Raw genomic sequence first — 18595 nt, 5'->3', positions numbered from 1 at the left:
TCTGCATATTCTTTTAAAGAGATTTAAAGTAAATTTTTATATGATATGAACGATGTCAATTTTTATGGATTCCATTTTGACAACTCAGTATGAACTACATCGACAGATTTTAGAAGTCATTGCTCTAATTCCGTATGGAAAAGTAGCAACTTACGGACAAATAGCACGTATGGCAGGGTTACCCAAACACGCCAGATTAGTAGGTTATGTTCTTAAGCATCTTGATGCAGATCATCAAGTTCCTTGGTACCGTGTTATTAACTCACAAGGTAAAATTAGCCTAAGTAAGTTTAATGAAAAAGGTGAAAATGTTCAGCAGTTAAAGCTTGAAGCTGAAGGAGTCTATTTGTTGAATGGCAAAGTGAACTTAAAGCAGTTCGCATGGCAACCTTAAAATTATTAATAGAGAACAAATACAAATGCAGAATTATAAATGGCAGAGTCTAGCCATATTACTACTAGGTTTAACAGTGCAATCGAGTTTTGCAGAGCAGGCTATTTCAGCTCAACCTTTTATAAATGTGAAAGTCTCCTCACAAGATATACATTCGATTTGTCAGCAGTTAAGTCATAAATGTAGCGATGAAGCTAAGCTATGGAAAGTCAAAAACACACAAGATCAGACTTATTATTTAATAGATGAAACTCCACAAATTGCTGAAGTTAAAAAGCAAAATAATCAATATACGGTGTTGAATCAGTGGAATTTTAAAAATTATGAACATAGTAATAAAGAGCCACATTCTGATGATTTAGGCCCTAATGGACTCAAAATCTTTCCAGCACTATATCCACTCAATAAAAATGAGCATGCAATAGCAGTGCTAAACACATGGTTTACTGGTTATTCTGGAGGAGGGCGTTTTGAGGAAAACGCTGATTTTATTGAGCTTAAGTCTAAAGGTCAGTATCAAGTTGCCTTAAAAGATATTAATTTTTCTTCAAGTAAAATGATTCGAGCATGTTTTTCAGAACAAGAGTATAAGAAGTCACCGCATTGCCATGATGAAACATGGATGACATTAAATATTAGGTTTAAAGATATCGGTCAATCTTACTATTTATGGCAGTTAAATTATAAAAATTATTCTTGGGATGCTTTTAAAAGTAAAAAAACAATAACGGTTGAGCAATCAAGAGAAGACGTTATTCCTTTTAAAAAATAGGTGCCTATCTGGCCGAATTGAGCCAGACAGGCATTTTTTAGCGAACAATTAAAACAGGAATATGGCTTTCACCTAAAACTTTTTGTGCAACACTTCCTAATACAAGTTTTCGTACGCCTGTACGGCCATGAGAGCCCATTATAATCAAGTCAGCATTAAGCTCTTGTGCAGCTTGAATAATTTCTTCATGCACAACGAAACCTTCAAGTAATTTGGTTTCTAAGCTAAGACCTTCTTGTAAAAACTGTTGTTTGGCTTGTTCTAAAATATCAAGTAAGTATGTTCTAGTCCGCTCAATTAGTTCATTGGTTTGGCCAGTCTTGACATAAAGATCTGCAATAATTGGATCAAGTGCCATGACCTGTACGATAGTAATTTTACTATTTAATGCTTTGCCAAGTTTGATCGCTTCTTTCATAGCGACCATAGATGTTTCAGAACCGTCAATTGGTACAAGAATATGTTGGTATAACATGAGAATGTTCCTTATTGTAATGATGCTTATTTATTCAATACTTTATACTTCTTTTCTTACGATTTAAATTCGACCACGTAATCATTTGTGGTTTTTAAACAAGAAAATTTGAGAATATATTTTACTTATCTCTTAAATTTTCAATATAGATTGTTAAAGCGTCAATATCATCAGTTTGCAAATATTCCCGCATTTTTAAAACTTGTTTTTCATCTAAATCATAAATCTTTAAAGCGAGTAGTTTTTCTATTTGCTCTTGAGGAAAACGGTATTTAATAACTTTTGCCGGAACTCCACCTACAATTGCATAGGGTGGGACATCTTTAGTGACGACAGCTCCAGTTGCAATAACAGCACCTTCACCGATTTTTACACCTTGCATAATCATGGCACGGCTTCCAATCCAGCAACCATCTGCAATGATGGTGTCACCAGCTGGTAAAAAACTGCGGGTATCAAAAGGGAAAGTCGAAATCCAGTCTGGTCTATGAAGCTGATTACCACCCATCATAATCACACACTCAGCCCCAAAACATACAAAATTACCAATATAAAGCTGATCGATTGGTTTATCGGGAGTAGATGGTTTGTCGTGTAAATAGCGTACGACACAGCGTTCAAAACCTTGATCCCAGTAGGCTGAGTAGTAAGAATAATTACCTTTAATATGGATATTCGGATTTTTTACAGTTTTGGAAATAAATTCAAATTCGCACCAATGACGGACAGGGGAGCTAATTAACTTTTCAGCCATAAGGAAGATATAAAAAGGGAATAGGTCATTATACCCAATTGCGATTCAAGCTGAACCAATAATCTTAGTTCAGCTAGTGAATCGAATACTAAAGCACGTACTAATTTGTCTTCATTACTTATGAGGAATACGTGCAATGACTTTAATTTCAAAATCAAAACCTGCTAACCAAGTTACGCCAACAGCTGTCCAGTTGGGATAAGGCTTTTGTGTAAAGATTTGATTTTTAACCTTCATAATACTTTCAAACTGCCGTTCGGGATCCGTATGAAAAGTAGTGACATCAATAATATCATCGAAAGTGCAACCTGCTGCTTTTAATGTCTCTTCTAAGTTTTTAAAAGCTTGTGTTACCTGTTTTTCAAAATCAGGTACAGGCGAGCCATCTTCAAGGCTACCAACCTGCCCTGAAACAAAGAGTAAATCTTTCAATTGAATTGCGGCTGAATAGCCATGCTGTTCATATAAGGCATGACGATTTTGGGGAAATATTGCAGTTCTCATCAGGTTTGTTCTCCTTCAGTATTTAACTTCTAATCAATAAATGTCGGTTAATTTTCACATACGCCTCGTATGTAAACTTAATTGACATACGAGGCGTATGTCAATTAATATTTTTTGTGATGATTAGCAGGTGAAATATATGTCTGTTCGTGAAAGAAAAATGGCGGAAACCCGCAAAAAACTAATTGAAGTAGCACGTCATGCATTTGCGGAATATGGCTATACCGATACTTCAATGGATAAACTCACGGCCGAGGCAGGATTGACTCGTGGGGCGCTTTATCATCATTTTGGCGATAAGCGTGGTTTATTTGCAGCAGTTGTAGAACAAATTGATTCACAGATGGCCGAATATGCTCAGCAGCATCGAGAGCAGTTTGATGATCTTTGGGAAGGATTACTAGTTGAAGGGCAGACTTATATTCAAAATGCTTTGAAGCCTGAATTTCAGCGTATTGTGCTACGTGATGGCCCTGCAGTGTTGGGTGATCCGGCGCATTGGCCAAGTCAAAATAGATGTTTGCAGTCTACTCGGGAGTGCGTTGAACAGCTTTTGATAGAGGAACGAATTAAAATTGTAGATCCAGAAGCAGCAGCAGTGCTTTTAAATGGTGCTGCCATGAATGCAGCCTTATGGGTGGCTTCTAGTGAATATCCTGAACAGGTACTTCCTGAAGCATTAAATGCTTTTCAAATCTTTGCATCAGGTTTTTTAAAAGACGCATAGTGAATTTTTTACTATTTATCTTAAATGTAAAAACCCCTCAATTGAGGGGTCTTATAGCCTAAGTATATCTAATTAAAAATTAAAGATATTCTACACTTACAACTTCGTATTCAACTTCGCCTTGAGGAGTGGTAATTTTTACTTCATCACCTTCATTTTTACCCAAAAGGCCACGTGCAATTGGTGAATTTACTGAAATTTTATTGATTTTAAAATCAGCCTCATCATCACCAACAATCTTATAAGTCTTACGTTCTTCAGTATCAAGGTTTTCAATCGTTACCGTAACACCGAATACAACACGACCGTTTTGTTCTAAGTCTTTAACATCGATGACTTGTGCAGCACCCAATTTCCCTTCGATATCTTGGATACGGCCTTCACAGAAACCTTGCTGTTCACGAGCAGCATGGTATTCTGCGTTTTCTTTTAAGTCCCCATGTTCACGTGCTTCAGCAATCGCTTGAGTAATACGTGGACGTTCAACAGATTTCAGATGTTGTAATTCTTTCTCTAAGGCGATTTTACCTTCAGGGGTCATTGGATAACGTTGCATTTCGGTCCCTCTTAAGTTGAGAAAACACAGTTAAAAAAATGAAAAAATCCCGCCACCGATAAGGTGGCGGGACTTATCGGAAAAAAATTAACCTACAGTTAAATCTTGCAAGCGGTATACATCCATTGGCAATTTCACAGCAAAGGCTTGGCAAACTGCTTCTGCACCATTGATAGTCGTTGTGTAATAAACTTTGCCTTGGAGGGCAGCACGACGAATCATTGCAGAATCATATTGAGCTTGTTTGCCTTCAGTAGTGTTGACAATAAGGTGTATTTCACCATTTTTCAAGCGGTCAACAATATGTGGACGTCCTTCAGTTACTTTATTTACAGATTCACATTCCAAACCTGCTTCTTTAAGTACTTTATACGTTCCACCTGTTGCTACCAGTTTGAAGCCATAAGCTACGAACTTTTTAGCGATATCAGCAATATATTTCTTATCAGATTCACGAACAGATAAGAAAGCAATCTTTTCTTCGCCTTCAGTTGGTAGACCAGGTAAACGATCATTCGAACCTAAAACGGCTTTATAGAATGCTTCGCCAAATGTTTTACCAACACCCATTACTTCACCTGTAGATTTCATCTCAGGCCCAAGCATTGGGTCTACGCCTTGGAACTTAGCAAATGGGAAAACAGCTTCCTTCACAGCAAAGTGAGTTGGAATGATTTCTTTAGTAAAGCCTTGAGATTCAAGTGATTGACCCGCCATACAACGAGCAGCTACTTTTGCTAAAGATTCACCAATACATTTTGATACGAACGGAACAGTACGTGATGCACGTGGGTTTACTTCAAGAACGTAAATATCGTCGCCTTTAACTGCGAACTGAACGTTCATCAAACCAACTACACCAAGTTCTTTCGCCATAGCAACGGTTTGACGACGCATTTCATCCTGTACTTCTTTAGAAAGAGAGTAAGGAGGGATAGAACATGCAGAGTCACCAGAGTGAATACCAGCTTGTTCGATGTGCTGCATGATACCGCCTATTACGACATCTTTACCGTCAGATACGCAGTCAACGTCAACTTCAGTTGCATCATCAAGGAAGTGATCAAGAAGAACAGGCGCTTCATTAGAAGCCTGTACTGCTTCACGAAGGTAACGTTTAAGTTCATCTTCGTTATATACGATTTCCATTGCACGACCACCTAATACATAAGATGGACGAACAACTAACGGATAACCAACTTTCGCAGCTTCAGAGATACCTTCTTCAGCAGATTTTACGATGCTGTTGTTTGGTTGGCGAAGCTGTAAACGTTGAATCATTTGTTGGAAACGTTCACGGTCTTCTGCGCGGTCAATGGCATCTGGAGAAGTACCGATAATAGGAGTACCAGCTTCTTCTAAAGCACGTGCTAACTTAAGTGGAGTCTGACCACCGTATTGTACAATTACGCCTTTTGGCTTCTCAGTACGTACGATTTCAAGAACATCTTCAAGTGTTACAGGTTCGAAGTATAAACGGTCAGATGTGTCATAGTCGGTAGAAACAGTTTCAGGGTTACAGTTCACCATGATTGTTTCGTAACCGTCTTCACGCATTGCTAAAGCAGCGTGTACACAGCAGTAGTCAAATTCGATACCTTGACCAATACGGTTCGGACCACCACCAATAACCATGATCTTGTCACGATTTGATGGATTTGCTTCACACTCTTCATCATAAGTTGAATACATATATGCAGTACCGGATTCAAACTCGGCAGCACATGTATCAACACGTTTGTAAACTGGATAAACGCCCAAGTTCCAACGTTGCTTACGGAATTGCTTTTGAGAAATACCCATAAGGTTCGCAATACGAAGGTCAGATAAACCTTTACGTTTGAACGAACGGATATTTTCAGCAGTTAGATCGCCAAAACCTAAAGTTTTTACTTGGGCTTCTGTCTTAACGATATCTTGAATTTGGATCAAGAACCAACGGTCAATCTTAGTTGCTTCAAATACGTCATCTAAAGAAAAGCCATGACGGAATGCATCTGCTACGTACCAAATACGCTCAGGACCCGGAACTTTAAGCTCTTTTAAAATGGTTTCTTTTACGTTTGTTGCACCAGCTTCGATTTTTTCATCAAAACCACTTACACCAACTTCAAGACCACGTAATGCTTTTTGTACAGATTCTTGGAAGTTACGGCCAATTGCCATGACTTCACCAACAGATTTCATCTGAGTGGTTAATACAGGTTCTGCTTGTGGGAATTTCTCGAAGTTAAAACGAGGAATCTTCGTTACAACATAGTCGATTGATGGTTCAAAGCTCGCAGGAGTTACGCCGCCAGTGATGTCATTTTTCAATTCATCAAGGGTATAACCAACAGCTAGTTTCGCAGCAATTTTTGCAATCGGGAAACCAGTTGCTTTAGAAGCAAGAGCAGACGAACGAGATACACGAGGGTTCATCTCGATCACAACCATACGGCCGTCTTTCGGGTTAATACCGAACTGAACGTTAGAACCACCTGTCTCAACACCAATTTCACGAAGAACCGCAACTGAAGCATTACGCATCAATTGGTATTCTTTGTCAGTTAATGTTTGAGCTGGTGCTACAGTGATTGAGTCACCTGTGTGAACACCCATTGGGTCAAAGTTTTCGATCGCACATACGATAATACAGTTGTCGTTTTTGTCACGAACAACTTCCATTTCGTATTCTTTCCAGCCAATTAAAGATTCATCAATCAATAACTGGTGAGTAGGAGATAGGTCAAAACCGCGTTCACAAATTTCAAGGAATTCTTCACGGTTATATGCAATACCACCGCCTGAACCACCCATTGTAAATGATGGACGGATAATTACTGGGAAACCAAAGCGAGATTGGATTTCCAATGCTTCTTCCATGGTTTCAGCAATAGCAGCTTTTGGACATTCCAAACCGATTTTGCGCATAGCGATGTCGAAGAGTTTACGGTCTTCAGCTTTTTCAATCGCTTCTTTCGTTGCACCAATAAGTTCTACGTTGTATTTCGCTAATACGCCGTTTTCATCAAGTGCAAGTGCGCAGTTCAATGCAGTTTGTCCACCCATAGTTGGAAGGACTGCATCTGGACGCTCTTTTTCAATGATTTGAGCAACAGTTTGCCAAGTAATTGGCTCAATGTAAGTTGCATCAGCCATTGAAGGGTCAGTCATAATGGTCGCTGGGTTAGAGTTAACCAAAATAACACGGTAACCTTCTTCACGAAGCGCTTTACATGCTTGAGCACCAGAGTAGTCAAACTCACAAGCCTGACCGATAACAATTGGACCAGCACCAATAATTAAGATGCTTTTAATATCCGTACGTTTAGGCATTATTCGCTCCTTAATTACTGTTTAGATGCTTCGATAAGTTCGATGAAATGATCGAACAATGGTGCACAATCATGTGGACCCGGGCTTGCTTCAGGGTGACCTTGGAAGCTGAAAGCTGGTTTGTCAGTACGATGGATACCTTGTAAGGTGCCATCGAACAATGATTTATGCGTTGCTTTTAAGTTAGCCGGTAATGTCTCTGCATCTACAGCAAAACCATGGTTTTGAGAGGTGATCATCACTGTACCATCTTCAAGATTTTGTACAGGGTGGTTCGCACCGTGGTGACCATGATTCATTTTTACAGTTTTTGCACCAGAAGCGAGTGCCAAGATTTGGTGTCCTAAACAGATACCAAATACAGGTAATGTTGTGGTTTCAACAATAGTTTTTACAGCTTCGATAGCGTAATCACAAGCAGCTGGGTCGCCAGGGCCGTTTGAAAGGAATACGCCATCTGGATTAAGTGCTAATACTTTTTCAGCCGGAGTTTCAGCAGGAACAACAGTGAGTTTGCAACCGCGGTCTGCAAGCATACGCAAGATGTTGGTTTTGACACCATAATCGTATGCAACCACGTGGTATTTTAACTCAGGTTGAGTAAAGCCTTTACCTAATACCCACGAACCTTCAGACCATTCAAAGCCTGTTGGATCACAGCACTCTTTTGCAAGGTCTAAACCATTTAAACCACCAAAAGCGCGAGCTTTAGCAATCGCTTCTTCTTCAGTAATATTTTCGCCGGCAAGGATGCAACCATTTTGTGCACCTTTATCACGTAAAATACGAGTAAGTTTACGTGTGTCAATATCAGCAATTGCGACAACATTGTGTGCTTGCAGATATTCACTTAATGATTGCTCAGAACGGAAGTTGCTGTGTAATAGTGGAAGGTCACGAATAATTAAACCATTCGCCCATACTTTATGGATACGACCAGATTCAACGTCTTCTTCGTTGCAACCAGTGTTACCAATATGAGGGTAAGTTAATGTCACAATTTGTTGTGCATAACTTGGGTCAGTCAAAATTTCTTGATAGCCTGTCATGGCTGTGTTAAAAACGACTTCTCCAGTCGTACTTCCCGTTGCGCCGATTGACGTTCCTTTAAAGATCGTTCCATCTGCGAGGGCTAAAATGGCGGGGGTGCTCAAACCAAAGCTCCTGAATTTCGGCTGTAAAAAAGCGAGTAGACCTAAAAAAGATAGGCAATGTTCTAAAAAAACATGCCCCTCCCTATCGGTCTGCCCGCTTGTAACTTAACAGCGCATTATACGCATGGAACCCTAAAAAGTCTATTTATTTTCGATTAAAAAATATAATTCCTTGCTTGCTTTTTGCAAAAAAACTCATCCGCTTGTCTGAAATTGATACTTTTAGCAAATTGTCTAACAATCTGGTGGCTGAAATAAGTCAATTCCACTTATTGTAATGCTAGCTAAAAAATAAACAATATGAGGAAATAGCATGAGCAATAATCAAGTTTCAAAAGATATAGCTGAGAATGCTTCGTCTGTAGCAGAGACGGTTAAAGCCGAAGTAACTGAAGCAAAAGAAGCTGTAGCGAAAACAACAACTCGAGCTAAAAAAGCAGTGAGTACAAAAGCAACACAGGTAAAAGAAGTTGTAGCTGAAAAAACAGAACAGGTGAAAGAAGTCGCTCATGAAGCAACTTCGCAAGTTAAAGAGGCTATTGCAGAAACTCAAGAACAAGTTAAAGCTGTAATTACCGAGACTGAAGAAAAAATTGAGGCTGAAACTCAAGAATTGAATCAGAATATTCAAAACCAGCTTGCTCAGATTAAACAAGATATTTTGCATCGTCTTGATGTGATTAAAGCTCAGTTCAATACTTCTCAAGAAGGACTAAATGAACTGAAAAATACATTAAAAGCTGAAATTAATGCATTAATTGAAGATTTAACGAAAGTGACTAAAGAACTTAAGGGTGACATTAGTCAAATTTCTTTAAAACATAAAGATTCTTTAAGTGAGAGTTTAAAGCGCACAAAAAATAATGCGGTTGAGGCTTGGAACAAAGCAAGAGATCACTAAGAATTGAAGATTAAAATTCAATAAAAAAGCGAGAATTAATTTCTCGCTTTTTTATTTTTTTAAAACTGATGCAGCCAATCACGTTTATTGTGAAAATCAGCATTCTTGCCACTATGCTGCATTGCATAGTACTGCATACCATCTTTTGTTTTTAAAACAGCAGTTAAACCTAAATAAAGGTTTGCCCATTTCAAACGGTGCTGCTGCATAAACTGACCTAAATCAAGACTTACATTTAAACCATAATGGGTACGCTTGAGATGATTTAGTTCGATATCGTAAGCAACGAGGGGAGGCATGCTTTCTGGATATCGATATTCTTCAAACTGGTAGGTCTGCCATGCTTGAGAAGGGGAAAGGTTAATTTCCCGGTAGAAATCTTCATCATGCACGCCGATAAAAATTTCAAAACAAGTATCTTCCCACAAAAAATCTTGACGAGGATGAGCCGCGACTTCTTGGGGCCAGATAATAAGTTGGTTTGGATCACGAATCCAAAAACCCACATTTAATGTATGCGGGGCTTGCTGTTCAATTGCGCCAACAACAGAAACAGCATGAAAACGATCAAAAGCTGAAAGTTCGTAACTTGCCATAAGTAGTCAATAAGTTAGTTTGCTAAGTGAGCGTGACGAACGAGGTTAGATAAGTGTTGGTTTTGCTTAGCTGCTTTTTTGTAGAGTAAAACGATTTTACCAATTTTCTGCACAGCTTCAGCGCCAGTTGCTTCTACAATTGCATCAATTACAGCTGCGCGAGCTTCACGGTCTTCACCAGCAATTTTTACTTTGATGAGTTCATGATCATTTAAAGCACGAAGCGTTTCTTCGATTACAGCATCTGTTAAGCCTTGTCCACCAATCATGACAACCGGATTAAGCACGTGACCAATTTGACGTAAACGTTTACGTTCATGAATAGATAAAGCGGCCATTAAAAATACCTGATTTTAAAAACGACTTAGTATAGCAAAAAACTTAAAATCAAATGTACGAAAAACTGTATAAATAATCGATCAACATTATTGGAAAAAAACTGTAAAAGTTATTGAGATTACGTTACATCCGTACTGTAATGAGAGTAATTTTCACGTACAATGAGCAATCAGAAGTTTTTTTGATATTTAGTGAGTTATGGCAACACGCATCACAAACCAAAAATTGTCTAAAAGTAGTCGTGCGTGGATGAGGGAACATCTAGACGATCCTTTTGTAAAAAAAGCACAAAAGGAAGGATATCGTGCACGAGCAGCCTATAAACTTCTTGAAATTCAAGAAAAATATAAGTTGATCAAGCCAGGCATGACAGTGGTTGATTTGGGAGCAGCTCCTGGGAGTTGGTCGCAAATTGCTGGGAAACTTGTTGGTAGCAAGGGTTTAGTTATTGCTTCCGATATTTTACCTATGGATGCTTTGCCGGATGTCACTTTCTTACAAGGCGACTTCAGAGAAGAAGCTGTATTTGAAAAATTGTTAAATATTTTAAACGGAAGACAAGTAGACATTGTAATTTCTGATATGGCCCCCAATACATCAGGTAATAGGGCTGTTGATCAACCTCGACAGATTTACTTGTGTGAACTTGCTTTAGACTTTGCTCAGAAAGTCTTGGGTCCAAATGGACAGTTTGTTGTTAAAGTGTTCCAAGGCGCAGGATTTGATGAGTTTCGTAAACAAGTCGTTGATAGTTTTGATGTGTTAAAAACAGCAAAACCAGCAGCTTCTCGGGCACGATCTAAAGAAGTTTTTTTGGTTGGACAAGGGCGTAAGAAAGCATTGCAATAAAGTTTACTTGCCAAGCTCCTAAAAATTGTGCATTTTGTATCTTTTAGGTTATCCGCAAGCAAGACAATTGCTGTTTTTAAGACGATCGGCCAAGATTGGGCATGATCAAATTAGATCGATATGGGAATAAAGCTTTGAGCGATTACTTCAAGAATGCCGTATTGTGGCTAATAATACTGGGTGTTCTGATTTTAATTTTCAGTAATATCAGTGACCGCAATAAGCCTACTGCAATGAAATATTCAGATTTTGTTGCAGCGGTGAATGCTGGCCAAATTAAGCAAGTCACGATTGACGGTTTAAATATTAGTGGTGAAAAAACTAATGGATCTCAGTTTGAAACTGTTCGTCCGCAAGTTGAAGACACTGAACTTATGCCAAGCTTAAACAAGCAAAATGTTGTTGTAGAGGGCACAGCACCACAACGTCAAGGCATTTTGATGCAACTTCTCATTGCTAGTTTCCCTGTACTGTTAATCATTCTGTTATTCATGTTCTTTATGCGTAACATGGGTGGTGGTGCAGGCGGTAAAAATGGTCCGATGAGTTTTGGTAAATCGAAAGCGAAAATGCTTTCAGAAGACCAAATCAAAGTGACTTTTGCTGACGTTGCTGGTTGTGATGAAGCGAAACAAGAAGTTGTGGAAATTGTAGATTTCTTAAAAGATCCTGCAAAATTCAAACGCTTGGGCGCTACGATTCCACGTGGCGTACTTATGGTTGGTCCTCCAGGTACTGGTAAAACGTTATTAGCCAAAGCAATTGCTGGTGAAGCAAAAGTTCCATTCTTTAGCATTTCTGGTTCTGACTTTGTTGAAATGTTTGTGGGTGTGGGTGCGTCTCGTGTCCGTGACATGTTTGAACAAGCAAAACGTCATGCACCATGTATCATCTTTATCGATGAGATTGATGCAGTAGGTCGTCACCGTGGTTCGGGTACAGGTGGTGGACATGATGAGCGTGAGCAAACCTTAAACCAAATGCTCGTAGAGATGGATGGTTTTGAAGGTAATGAAGGCGTAATCGTTATTGCTGCGACTAACCGTGTTGATGTATTGGATAAAGCATTATTACGTCCAGGGCGTTTCGACCGTCAAGTTATGGTTGGTTTACCTGACATTCGTGGTCGCGAACAAATCCTGAATGTGCATTTGAAAAAATTGCCTTCAGTTACTGGTGTAGATGTTAAAGTTTTATCTCGTGGTACCCCTGGTTTCTCTGGTGCTCAGTTGGCAAACCTTGTAAATGAAGCTGCTTTGTTTGCTGCTCGCCGTAATAAGAACACTGTCGATATGCATGACTTTGAAGATGCAAAAGATAAGATCTATATGGGTCCTGAACGTAAATCAATGGTTTTACGTGAAGAAGAGCGTCGTGCAACTGCTTACCATGAAGCTGGACATGCAATTGTTGCTGAGATTTTACCGGGTACTGACCCTGTGCATAAGGTAACAATTATGCCGCGTGGTTGGGCTTTAGGTGTAACTTGGCAGTTACCTGAACAAGATCAGATTAGCCACTATAAAGACAAAATGTTGAATGAAATTGCAATTTTGTTTGGTGGACGTATTGCTGAAGAAGTTTTCATTCAGCAACAATCGACTGGTGCTTCAAATGACTTCGAACGTGCTACAAAAATGGCTCGTGCGATGGTAACGAAGTACGGTATGTCTGATAAAATGGGTGTTATGGTTTACGAAGATGAAAACCAAAATGGATTCTTCGGTAATGTAGGTAGCCGTACAATTTCTGAAGCTACTCAACAGCAAGTTGATCAGGAAGTACGCCGTATTTTAGATGAACAGTATAAAGTTGCTCGTGATATCTTGGAAAATAATAAAGATATCGCACATGCAATGGTTAAAGCGTTGATGGAATGGGAAACCATTGATCGTGATCAAATCCGTGACATCATGGAAGGTCGTGAGCCTCAACCACCTAAAGTTTATATTGCTGAAAATCCGGTATCTGCGTTTGAACCACCAAAAGATGGTCCATCTACTCCACCGCCATTACCAGCAATGAATTAAGTTAATTAATAAAAAAGCCACAATCATGTGGCTTTTTTATTTGTCTTAAATTTCGATAAAGCTGAAAGAAATCGACAGCATGTAAAGCATACTTGTTAAAATAGCCGTTGATTTTGAACCGGAGCTTTTTATGCAGTTAATTTCTTTACCTAAGCAGATTTTACAGTGTGGACAGCTTCAATTAGATTTATCTCAACCTCATGTCATGGGTATCTTAAATGTTACCCCTGATTCTTTCAGTGATGGTGGCAAACATAACCAATTAGACCAAGCGGTTGATCATGCACTTAATATGATTGAGCAAGGTGCGACTATTATTGATATTGGAGGAGAATCTACAAGACCTGGTGCTTCAGAAGTTGCAGTAGAAGAAGAAGTGCGCCGTGTGGTACCTGTTGTGGAAGCTTTATCTCGTCATAATATTATTTTATCGATCGACACGAGCCAGCCAGAAGTTATTCGCGCAGCAAAAGCAGCAGGGGCACATATCTGGAATGATGTTCGCGCCTTAACACGTCCTAATGCTTTAAAAACCGCTGTAGAGCTAGATATCCCTGTGGTGATTATGCATATGCGTGGTGAGCCAACTACAATGAATCAGTTGGATCAATACGCTGATGTAACATTAGATGTAATGCAAGAATTGCAACAACGTATTGATGAGGCTTTGGCTGTTGGGGTAAAAAAGCACAACATTATTGTTGACCCTGGATTTGGTTTTGCAAAAAATGCTCAGCAAAATTTAAAACTATTAAAAGAATTTTGGAAACTTAATGAATTGGGCTATCCAATTTTATCTGGTCTTTCTCGTAAACGGTTTATCGGAGAAGCTTTAAAAGGTGCTGCCGCTGATCAACGTGCTGTCGGAAGTGTTACTGGGCATTTGCTTAGTATTCAACAAGGAGCTTCCATTGTCAGAACACATGATGTAAAAGCAATGCATGACGCTATCTCGGTTTGGCAAGCTATGCAACAAGCTTGAAATTTCCTTGTATAAATAGACTAGGGTATGGGTGTCTTAAATAAAGTGGATGAGTGAGTCGGGTAAAAATCTCGTGATTTTTGTGAAAATATGTTATAAGCGGCAAGTTTTTGCTGTTGTGTAATCTTTTGTATGTTCGAAGACCTACTTCTCCCGATGTTTGATGATGAATATTATCCAGATATTTTGGTCGCTGAACTTAAGCAGCTTATTGAACAATTTGCTAAAAAAGTTCAAAAGCCTGCTTTAGCTGATCAAGATGTTTATCGATATGCTCATCAGACTATAAGTGAAATTAATGAAATGAAACCGCAGTTTGAAGATCTAGATTCATCGCTTGATGATAGTGCTGCTGATTATATTGCGGAGGCAATGATGATGGTGGTGCAAGATGCAGGATTTTTAGATCTTGAAATGGAAGAGCTGGTTATGAATCGAGAGTGGTAATTACTCTCGATTTTCAAAGCTTTCAAGTGCATCTAATAAATGACATGAAGACCCTAAATGAACTTCATCTATTTTCTCAACTTCCAATATTAAATTTCCATTCTGCTGTACTTTGACATCTGCTAATAAGCTTACCCAATATTTTTTCTCTTTCTGCTGTAATGCTTTTAATTGAGTAATCACATCTTGAGAAGCTTCAATTAAATAGTCATCTTGAGTGATAGAGCAGCGTATAAAATGCCAATATTTATTTTTAAATAGGATAGTGCCGTTAAAAATATCTCCAGCATTTGTAGAAGGTATAAAGAGTAGAGAGGATATAAATATTAATATTCTTATCATGGGATCATTTTCATTAGGCATAAAAAAAACCAGCTTACGCTGGATTCTTTGTAGCACCAAATTCAATAGTTGAAAATGGTGCCCAGGGCCGGACTCGAACCGGCACGCTTTGAGGGCGGGGGATTTTAAATCCCCTGTGTCTACCTATTTCACCACCCGGGCATGTGCGCAATAATAGAGGACAAGTACGCGATTGGCAAGAGAAAATCGGAGAGTTTGCTTTATTTTCAATCAGTTCTTATCGGTATTTATATAAATTAACCAATTTTTGTCATGATTTGTTCATCAAACTGAGATCAGCTGTTCATGTTATGTACTTAAGTTTAAAGCACTCATTGCTTAAAACTTAGAGAATTTTATGTCAGAGAAAATTTCACGCCGAGAATTAATTCAAAAAAGTCTATTCGGTTTTGGGGCTTTATCTATACCTGTTGCTTTTACAGGTTGCAACGATGGTTCCGATGAAGAAAATCCGCAAGTACAAGCAGATTTTCTTCATGGGGTTGCAAGTGGAGATTCTTTGCAGGATAAAGTCATTTTGTGGACACGAGTAACTCCAGTAGATTTAGGAGTGCGTTTAAAAGTTGTATGGGAAATTTCAACCGATAATCAGTTTAAACAAAATTTAAAGACAGGAATGGTTGAAACAACGAAGACTGATGACTTTACAGTGAAAGTTGATGCAGCTGGGTTACAAGCAGATACGGTGTACTACTACCGTTTTAAATTTGGTAGTAAAGTCTCACCAGTAGGACAGACGAAAACATTACCAACTTCTACGAATAAAGTGAGTTTTGCAGTATGTTCTTGCTCGAATTATCCTGCGGGTTACTTTTATGTCTATCGGGAAATGGCTAAACAGAATGTCGATGTCATTATCCATTTGGGGGACTATATTTATGAATATGGGGCAGATGGCTATGCGGCGGAAGATGCAGTAAAACTTGGGCGTACGCTACCTACTGATAATAATAAAGAAATTATTAAATTAGAGGATTATCGCAAACGTTATGCACTTTATCGTCAGGATAAAGATTTGCAAGCTGCTCATCAGCGCCATCCTTTTATTGTAATTTGGGATGATCACGAACTAGCGAATGATGCTTGGCGTGATGGCGCGGAAAATCATCAAAGCGATGAAGGGTCTTTTTCGGACCGTAAATTAGCTGCTCTACAAGCTTATTTTGAATGGATGCCAATTCGCCCAGTCTCTAGTTCTGACCATTTAAATATTTATCGTCAGTTTAACTTTGGTTCACTTGTCCAATTAACCATGCTAGATACGCGTATTATTGCGCGTGATAAGCAGCTTGAATACAAAGACTATATGACAGCCTCTGGTTTGGATATTGCCAAATTTCAGGCAGATTTAACTAATCCAGCGCGTACTTTAATGGGTTATACGCAAAGAGATTGGCTGGTTGATAAATTGAAGCAATCTACAGCTACATGGAATGTTGTGGGGCAGCAAGTCTTGATGAGTAAAATGTGGATTCCAGCTGAGCTATTGGCATCTTTAGGGCAAATTACTTCAGGGGGAACTTCGCCTGAAACACTTGCTAAAATGAATACACAAATCACCGAGTTGGTTACTTTAAAACTTCGTTTGCAACAAAATGATCCGACATTAACAGCCCAAGAAAAAGCAAGAATTATGACGGTGGCACCATACAATTTAGATGCTTGGGATGGTTACTATGCTGAGAGAGAGTTTGTATATGACAAATTGGCAGAGTTTAATAAAAAGATCATTGTGTTAGCGGGGGATACTCATAACGCATGGGCATCTTATTTATATAGCCAGAAAGGGAAGTATATTGGAGTTGAATTGGCAACTAGTTCTGTATCGTCTCCTGGTTTAGAAAAATATTTAAGTATTCCACAGGCTCAACTGCAACAGTTTGAATTTGCTTTTACTACATTAATTGATGAATTAGCCTACTGTAATTTAAATCAACGAGGATACTTATTGGTTACTCTAGATCAGGCACAAGTTCATTCTGAGTGGAGATTTGTAGATTCAATTAAAAATACCGAATATCAGATAGATTCAAGCCGACAAAACGATATTGTATTGGATCTAAATTTGATGCCGTTAAAGCAAGATCAAAAGACTGCTTGAAACTATAGAAAAGTAGAGGGTTGCTGAGGTAACCCTTTTTTTAGGCATAAAAAAACCAGCTTACGCTGGATTCTTTATGACACCATATTCAGTACTTGAAGATGGTGCCCGGGGCCGGACTCGAACCGGCACGCTTTGAGGGCGGGGGATTTTAAATCCCCTGTGTCTACCTATTTCACCACCCGGGCTTTACCAAATTTGGAGGCGGAGGTCGGAATCGAACCGGCGTCCACGGAGTTGCAGTCCGCTGCATGACCACTCTGCCACCCCGCCTACATTTGGTGATGCACATATTAGCAACCTTTACAAAAAAAACAATACTGTTTTGAGCGAAGATGCACATAAAAACAACATCTAGAATAAAATTGTCGAAATTATCATGTATTATTGGCACATTAAATTCATGTCTACCTTGGAGATGTGCTGTGGCATTGGTTTTAGACGGTCGTGCATTAGCAAAGCAAATTGAAGAAAATTTGTTGGTACGTGTTGAAGCTTTAAAAGCGAAAACAGGTCGTACCCCAATTTTAGCGACTATTTTGGTTGGGGATGATGGTGCTTCTGCAACTTATGTACGTATGAAAGGGAATGCCTGCCGCCGAGTAGGTATGGATTCATTAAAAATCGAATTACCACAAGAAACCACAACAGAACAATTATTAGCTGAAATCGAAAAGCTTAATGCCAACCCAGATGTTCACGGTATTCTTTTACAACATCCAGTTCCTGCACAAATTGATGAGCGTGCGTGTTTTGATGCGATCTCATTAGCAAAAGATGTTGATGGCGTAACTTGCCTTGGTTTTGGCCGTATGGCAATGGGTGAAGCTGCATATGGTTCAGCAACTCCTGCGGGTATCATGACAATTCTTAAAGAAAACAACATCGAAATTGCCGGCAAACACGCGGTTGTGGTTGGCCGTTCAGCAATTTTAGGTAAACCAATGGCAATGATGTTGTTACAAGCAAATGCAACAGTAACGATTTGCCATTCACGTACACAGAACTTACCTGAGCTTGTGAAACAGGCTGACATTATTGTTGGTGCTGTAGGTAAAGCTGAACTTATTCAAAAAGACTGGATTAAACAGGGTGCAGTTGTTGTAGATGCTGGTTTCCACCCACGTGATGGAGGCGGTGTAGGCGATATTCAATTACAAGGTATTGAAGAAATTGCTTCTGCTTATACACCAGTACCGGGTGGTGTTGGTCCAATGACCATTACTACTTTGATTCGCCAAACTGTAGAAGCTGCTGAAAAAGCTTTAGGTTAATTTAATTTATTCACGACGGCGTCCTACCGTTTAACGCAAATGTTAGGAGCTCGTATGTT

19 protein-coding genes and 3 tRNA genes are annotated in these 18595 nt (G+C 39.1%); 10 read left to right on the top strand and 12 right to left on the bottom strand.

The window, feature by feature from the left end:
- The first annotated feature begins 64 nt into the window (after window positions 1-64).
- Window positions 65-394: an MGMT family protein gene (locus tag HMPREF0014_RS17235; RefSeq protein WP_004707331.1), complete on the top strand. Its 330-nt coding sequence runs from the start codon at window positions 65-67 to the stop codon at window positions 392-394.
- Between the two features lie 25 nt (window positions 395-419).
- Complete coding sequence (locus HMPREF0014_RS17230; protein ID WP_004885515.1) at window positions 420-1166, top strand: hypothetical protein; 747 nt, start codon at window positions 420-422, stop codon at window positions 1164-1166.
- Between the two features lie 37 nt (window positions 1167-1203).
- On the opposite strand, the gene HMPREF0014_RS17225 is transcribed toward HMPREF0014_RS17230, so the two are convergent.
- From HMPREF0014_RS17225 to HMPREF0014_RS17215, 3 genes are all read right to left on the bottom strand, one after another.
- Entirely contained in the window at window positions 1204-1641 is a 438-nt protein-coding gene (locus tag HMPREF0014_RS17225) for a universal stress protein (protein WP_006580508.1), read from the bottom strand.
- 121 nt (window positions 1642-1762) lie between these two features.
- Complete coding sequence (locus HMPREF0014_RS17220; protein WP_004885518.1) at window positions 1763-2395, bottom strand: CatB-related O-acetyltransferase; 633 nt, start codon at window positions 2393-2395, stop codon at window positions 1763-1765.
- A 114-nt stretch (window positions 2396-2509) separates the two neighbouring features.
- Window positions 2510-2899 carry a RidA family protein gene (locus HMPREF0014_RS17215; RefSeq protein ID WP_004885520.1) on the bottom strand — a complete coding sequence of 130 codons (390 nt, stop codon included), beginning with the start codon at window positions 2897-2899 and terminating at the stop codon, window positions 2510-2512.
- A 139-nt stretch (window positions 2900-3038) separates the two neighbouring features.
- Here HMPREF0014_RS17215 and HMPREF0014_RS17210 point away from each other — a divergent pair, with 139 nt between their 5' ends.
- Window positions 3039-3626: a TetR/AcrR family transcriptional regulator gene (locus HMPREF0014_RS17210; protein WP_002048596.1), complete on the top strand. Its 588-nt coding sequence runs from the start codon at window positions 3039-3041 to the stop codon at window positions 3624-3626.
- 79 nt (window positions 3627-3705) lie between these two features.
- Here HMPREF0014_RS17210 and greA read toward each other — a convergent pair whose 3' ends face one another.
- The 3 genes from greA to carA form a co-directional block, all read right to left on the bottom strand.
- Complete coding sequence (gene greA, locus HMPREF0014_RS17205) at window positions 3706-4182, bottom strand: transcription elongation factor GreA (protein ID WP_002048557.1); 477 nt, start codon at window positions 4180-4182, stop codon at window positions 3706-3708.
- Window positions 4183-4269: 87 nt separating this feature from the next.
- Window positions 4270-7500, bottom strand: a complete 3231-nt coding sequence (gene carB / locus HMPREF0014_RS17200) for a carbamoyl-phosphate synthase large subunit (protein WP_004707343.1) — start codon at window positions 7498-7500, stop codon at window positions 4270-4272.
- A gap of 14 nt (window positions 7501-7514) precedes the next feature.
- A complete protein-coding gene (carA, locus tag HMPREF0014_RS17195; protein ID WP_000106446.1) occupies window positions 7515-8654 on the bottom strand; it encodes a glutamine-hydrolyzing carbamoyl-phosphate synthase small subunit in 1140 nt (379 codons plus the stop codon).
- Window positions 8655-8967: 313 nt separating this feature from the next.
- Here carA and HMPREF0014_RS17185 point away from each other — a divergent pair, with 313 nt between their 5' ends.
- On the top strand, window positions 8968-9555 hold the full coding sequence (locus HMPREF0014_RS17185) for a hypothetical protein (RefSeq protein WP_004885524.1): 588 nt from the start codon (window positions 8968-8970) through the stop codon (window positions 9553-9555).
- Between the two features lie 59 nt (window positions 9556-9614).
- Here the strand turns inward: HMPREF0014_RS17185 and HMPREF0014_RS17180 are convergent, their stop codons facing one another.
- Together HMPREF0014_RS17180 and yhbY are read right to left on the bottom strand one after the other, a co-directional pair.
- On the bottom strand, window positions 9615-10151 hold the full coding sequence (locus tag HMPREF0014_RS17180) for a DOMON-like domain-containing protein (protein WP_004707346.1): 537 nt from the start codon (window positions 10149-10151) through the stop codon (window positions 9615-9617).
- 14 nt (window positions 10152-10165) lie between these two features.
- Entirely contained in the window at window positions 10166-10489 is a 324-nt protein-coding gene (gene yhbY, locus HMPREF0014_RS17175; RefSeq protein WP_000729551.1) for a ribosome assembly RNA-binding protein YhbY, read from the bottom strand.
- Window positions 10490-10688: 199 nt separating this feature from the next.
- Here yhbY and rlmE point away from each other — a divergent pair, with 199 nt between their 5' ends.
- The 4 genes from rlmE (at window position 10689) to HMPREF0014_RS17155 (ending at window position 14798) form a co-directional block, all read left to right on the top strand.
- Entirely contained in the window at window positions 10689-11339 is a 651-nt protein-coding gene (gene rlmE / locus HMPREF0014_RS17170; RefSeq protein WP_000235573.1) for a 23S rRNA (uridine(2552)-2'-O)-methyltransferase RlmE, read from the top strand.
- Window positions 11340-11473: 134 nt separating this feature from the next.
- Window positions 11474-13369, top strand: a complete 1896-nt coding sequence (ftsH, locus tag HMPREF0014_RS17165) for an ATP-dependent zinc metalloprotease FtsH (RefSeq protein ID WP_001286662.1) — start codon at window positions 11474-11476, stop codon at window positions 13367-13369.
- Between the two features lie 130 nt (window positions 13370-13499).
- On the top strand, window positions 13500-14351 hold the full coding sequence (folP, locus tag HMPREF0014_RS17160) for a dihydropteroate synthase (protein WP_004885530.1): 852 nt from the start codon (window positions 13500-13502) through the stop codon (window positions 14349-14351).
- 132 nt (window positions 14352-14483) lie between these two features.
- On the top strand, window positions 14484-14798 hold the full coding sequence (locus HMPREF0014_RS17155; protein ID WP_004707350.1) for a DUF5713 family protein: 315 nt from the start codon (window positions 14484-14486) through the stop codon (window positions 14796-14798).
- Here the strand turns inward: HMPREF0014_RS17155 and HMPREF0014_RS17150 are convergent, their stop codons facing one another.
- Entirely contained in the window at window positions 14799-15140 is a 342-nt protein-coding gene (locus HMPREF0014_RS17150) for a hypothetical protein (protein WP_002048533.1), read from the bottom strand.
- A 76-nt stretch (window positions 15141-15216) separates the two neighbouring features.
- Window positions 15217-15302, bottom strand: a tRNA-Leu gene (locus HMPREF0014_RS17145).
- A gap of 196 nt (window positions 15303-15498) precedes the next feature.
- Between HMPREF0014_RS17145 and HMPREF0014_RS17140 the strand changes: the two genes are divergently transcribed.
- Window positions 15499-17262, top strand: coding sequence for an alkaline phosphatase D family protein (locus tag HMPREF0014_RS17140; RefSeq protein WP_004707360.1), 1764 nt, complete (start codon window positions 15499-15501; stop codon window positions 17260-17262).
- 102 nt (window positions 17263-17364) lie between these two features.
- Here the strand turns inward: HMPREF0014_RS17140 and HMPREF0014_RS17135 are convergent.
- Window positions 17365-17450, bottom strand: a tRNA-Leu gene (locus HMPREF0014_RS17135).
- 11 nt (window positions 17451-17461) lie between these two features.
- A tRNA-Cys gene (locus tag HMPREF0014_RS17130) sits at window positions 17462-17535 on the bottom strand.
- Window positions 17536-17687: 152 nt separating this feature from the next.
- Between HMPREF0014_RS17130 and folD the strand changes: the two genes are divergently transcribed.
- Entirely contained in the window at window positions 17688-18536 is an 849-nt protein-coding gene (gene folD, locus HMPREF0014_RS17125) for a bifunctional methylenetetrahydrofolate dehydrogenase/methenyltetrahydrofolate cyclohydrolase FolD (protein ID WP_001229846.1), read from the top strand.
- Window positions 18537-18595 lie beyond the last annotated feature (59 nt).

Source organism: Acinetobacter sp. RUH 2624 (genome assembly GCF_000162375.2).
In the GTDB taxonomy this organism is placed as follows: domain Bacteria; phylum Pseudomonadota; class Gammaproteobacteria; order Pseudomonadales; family Moraxellaceae; genus Acinetobacter; species Acinetobacter nosocomialis.
Note: the sequence above shows the minus strand (reverse complement) of the source record. Positions and strands in the feature narration are given on the sequence as shown.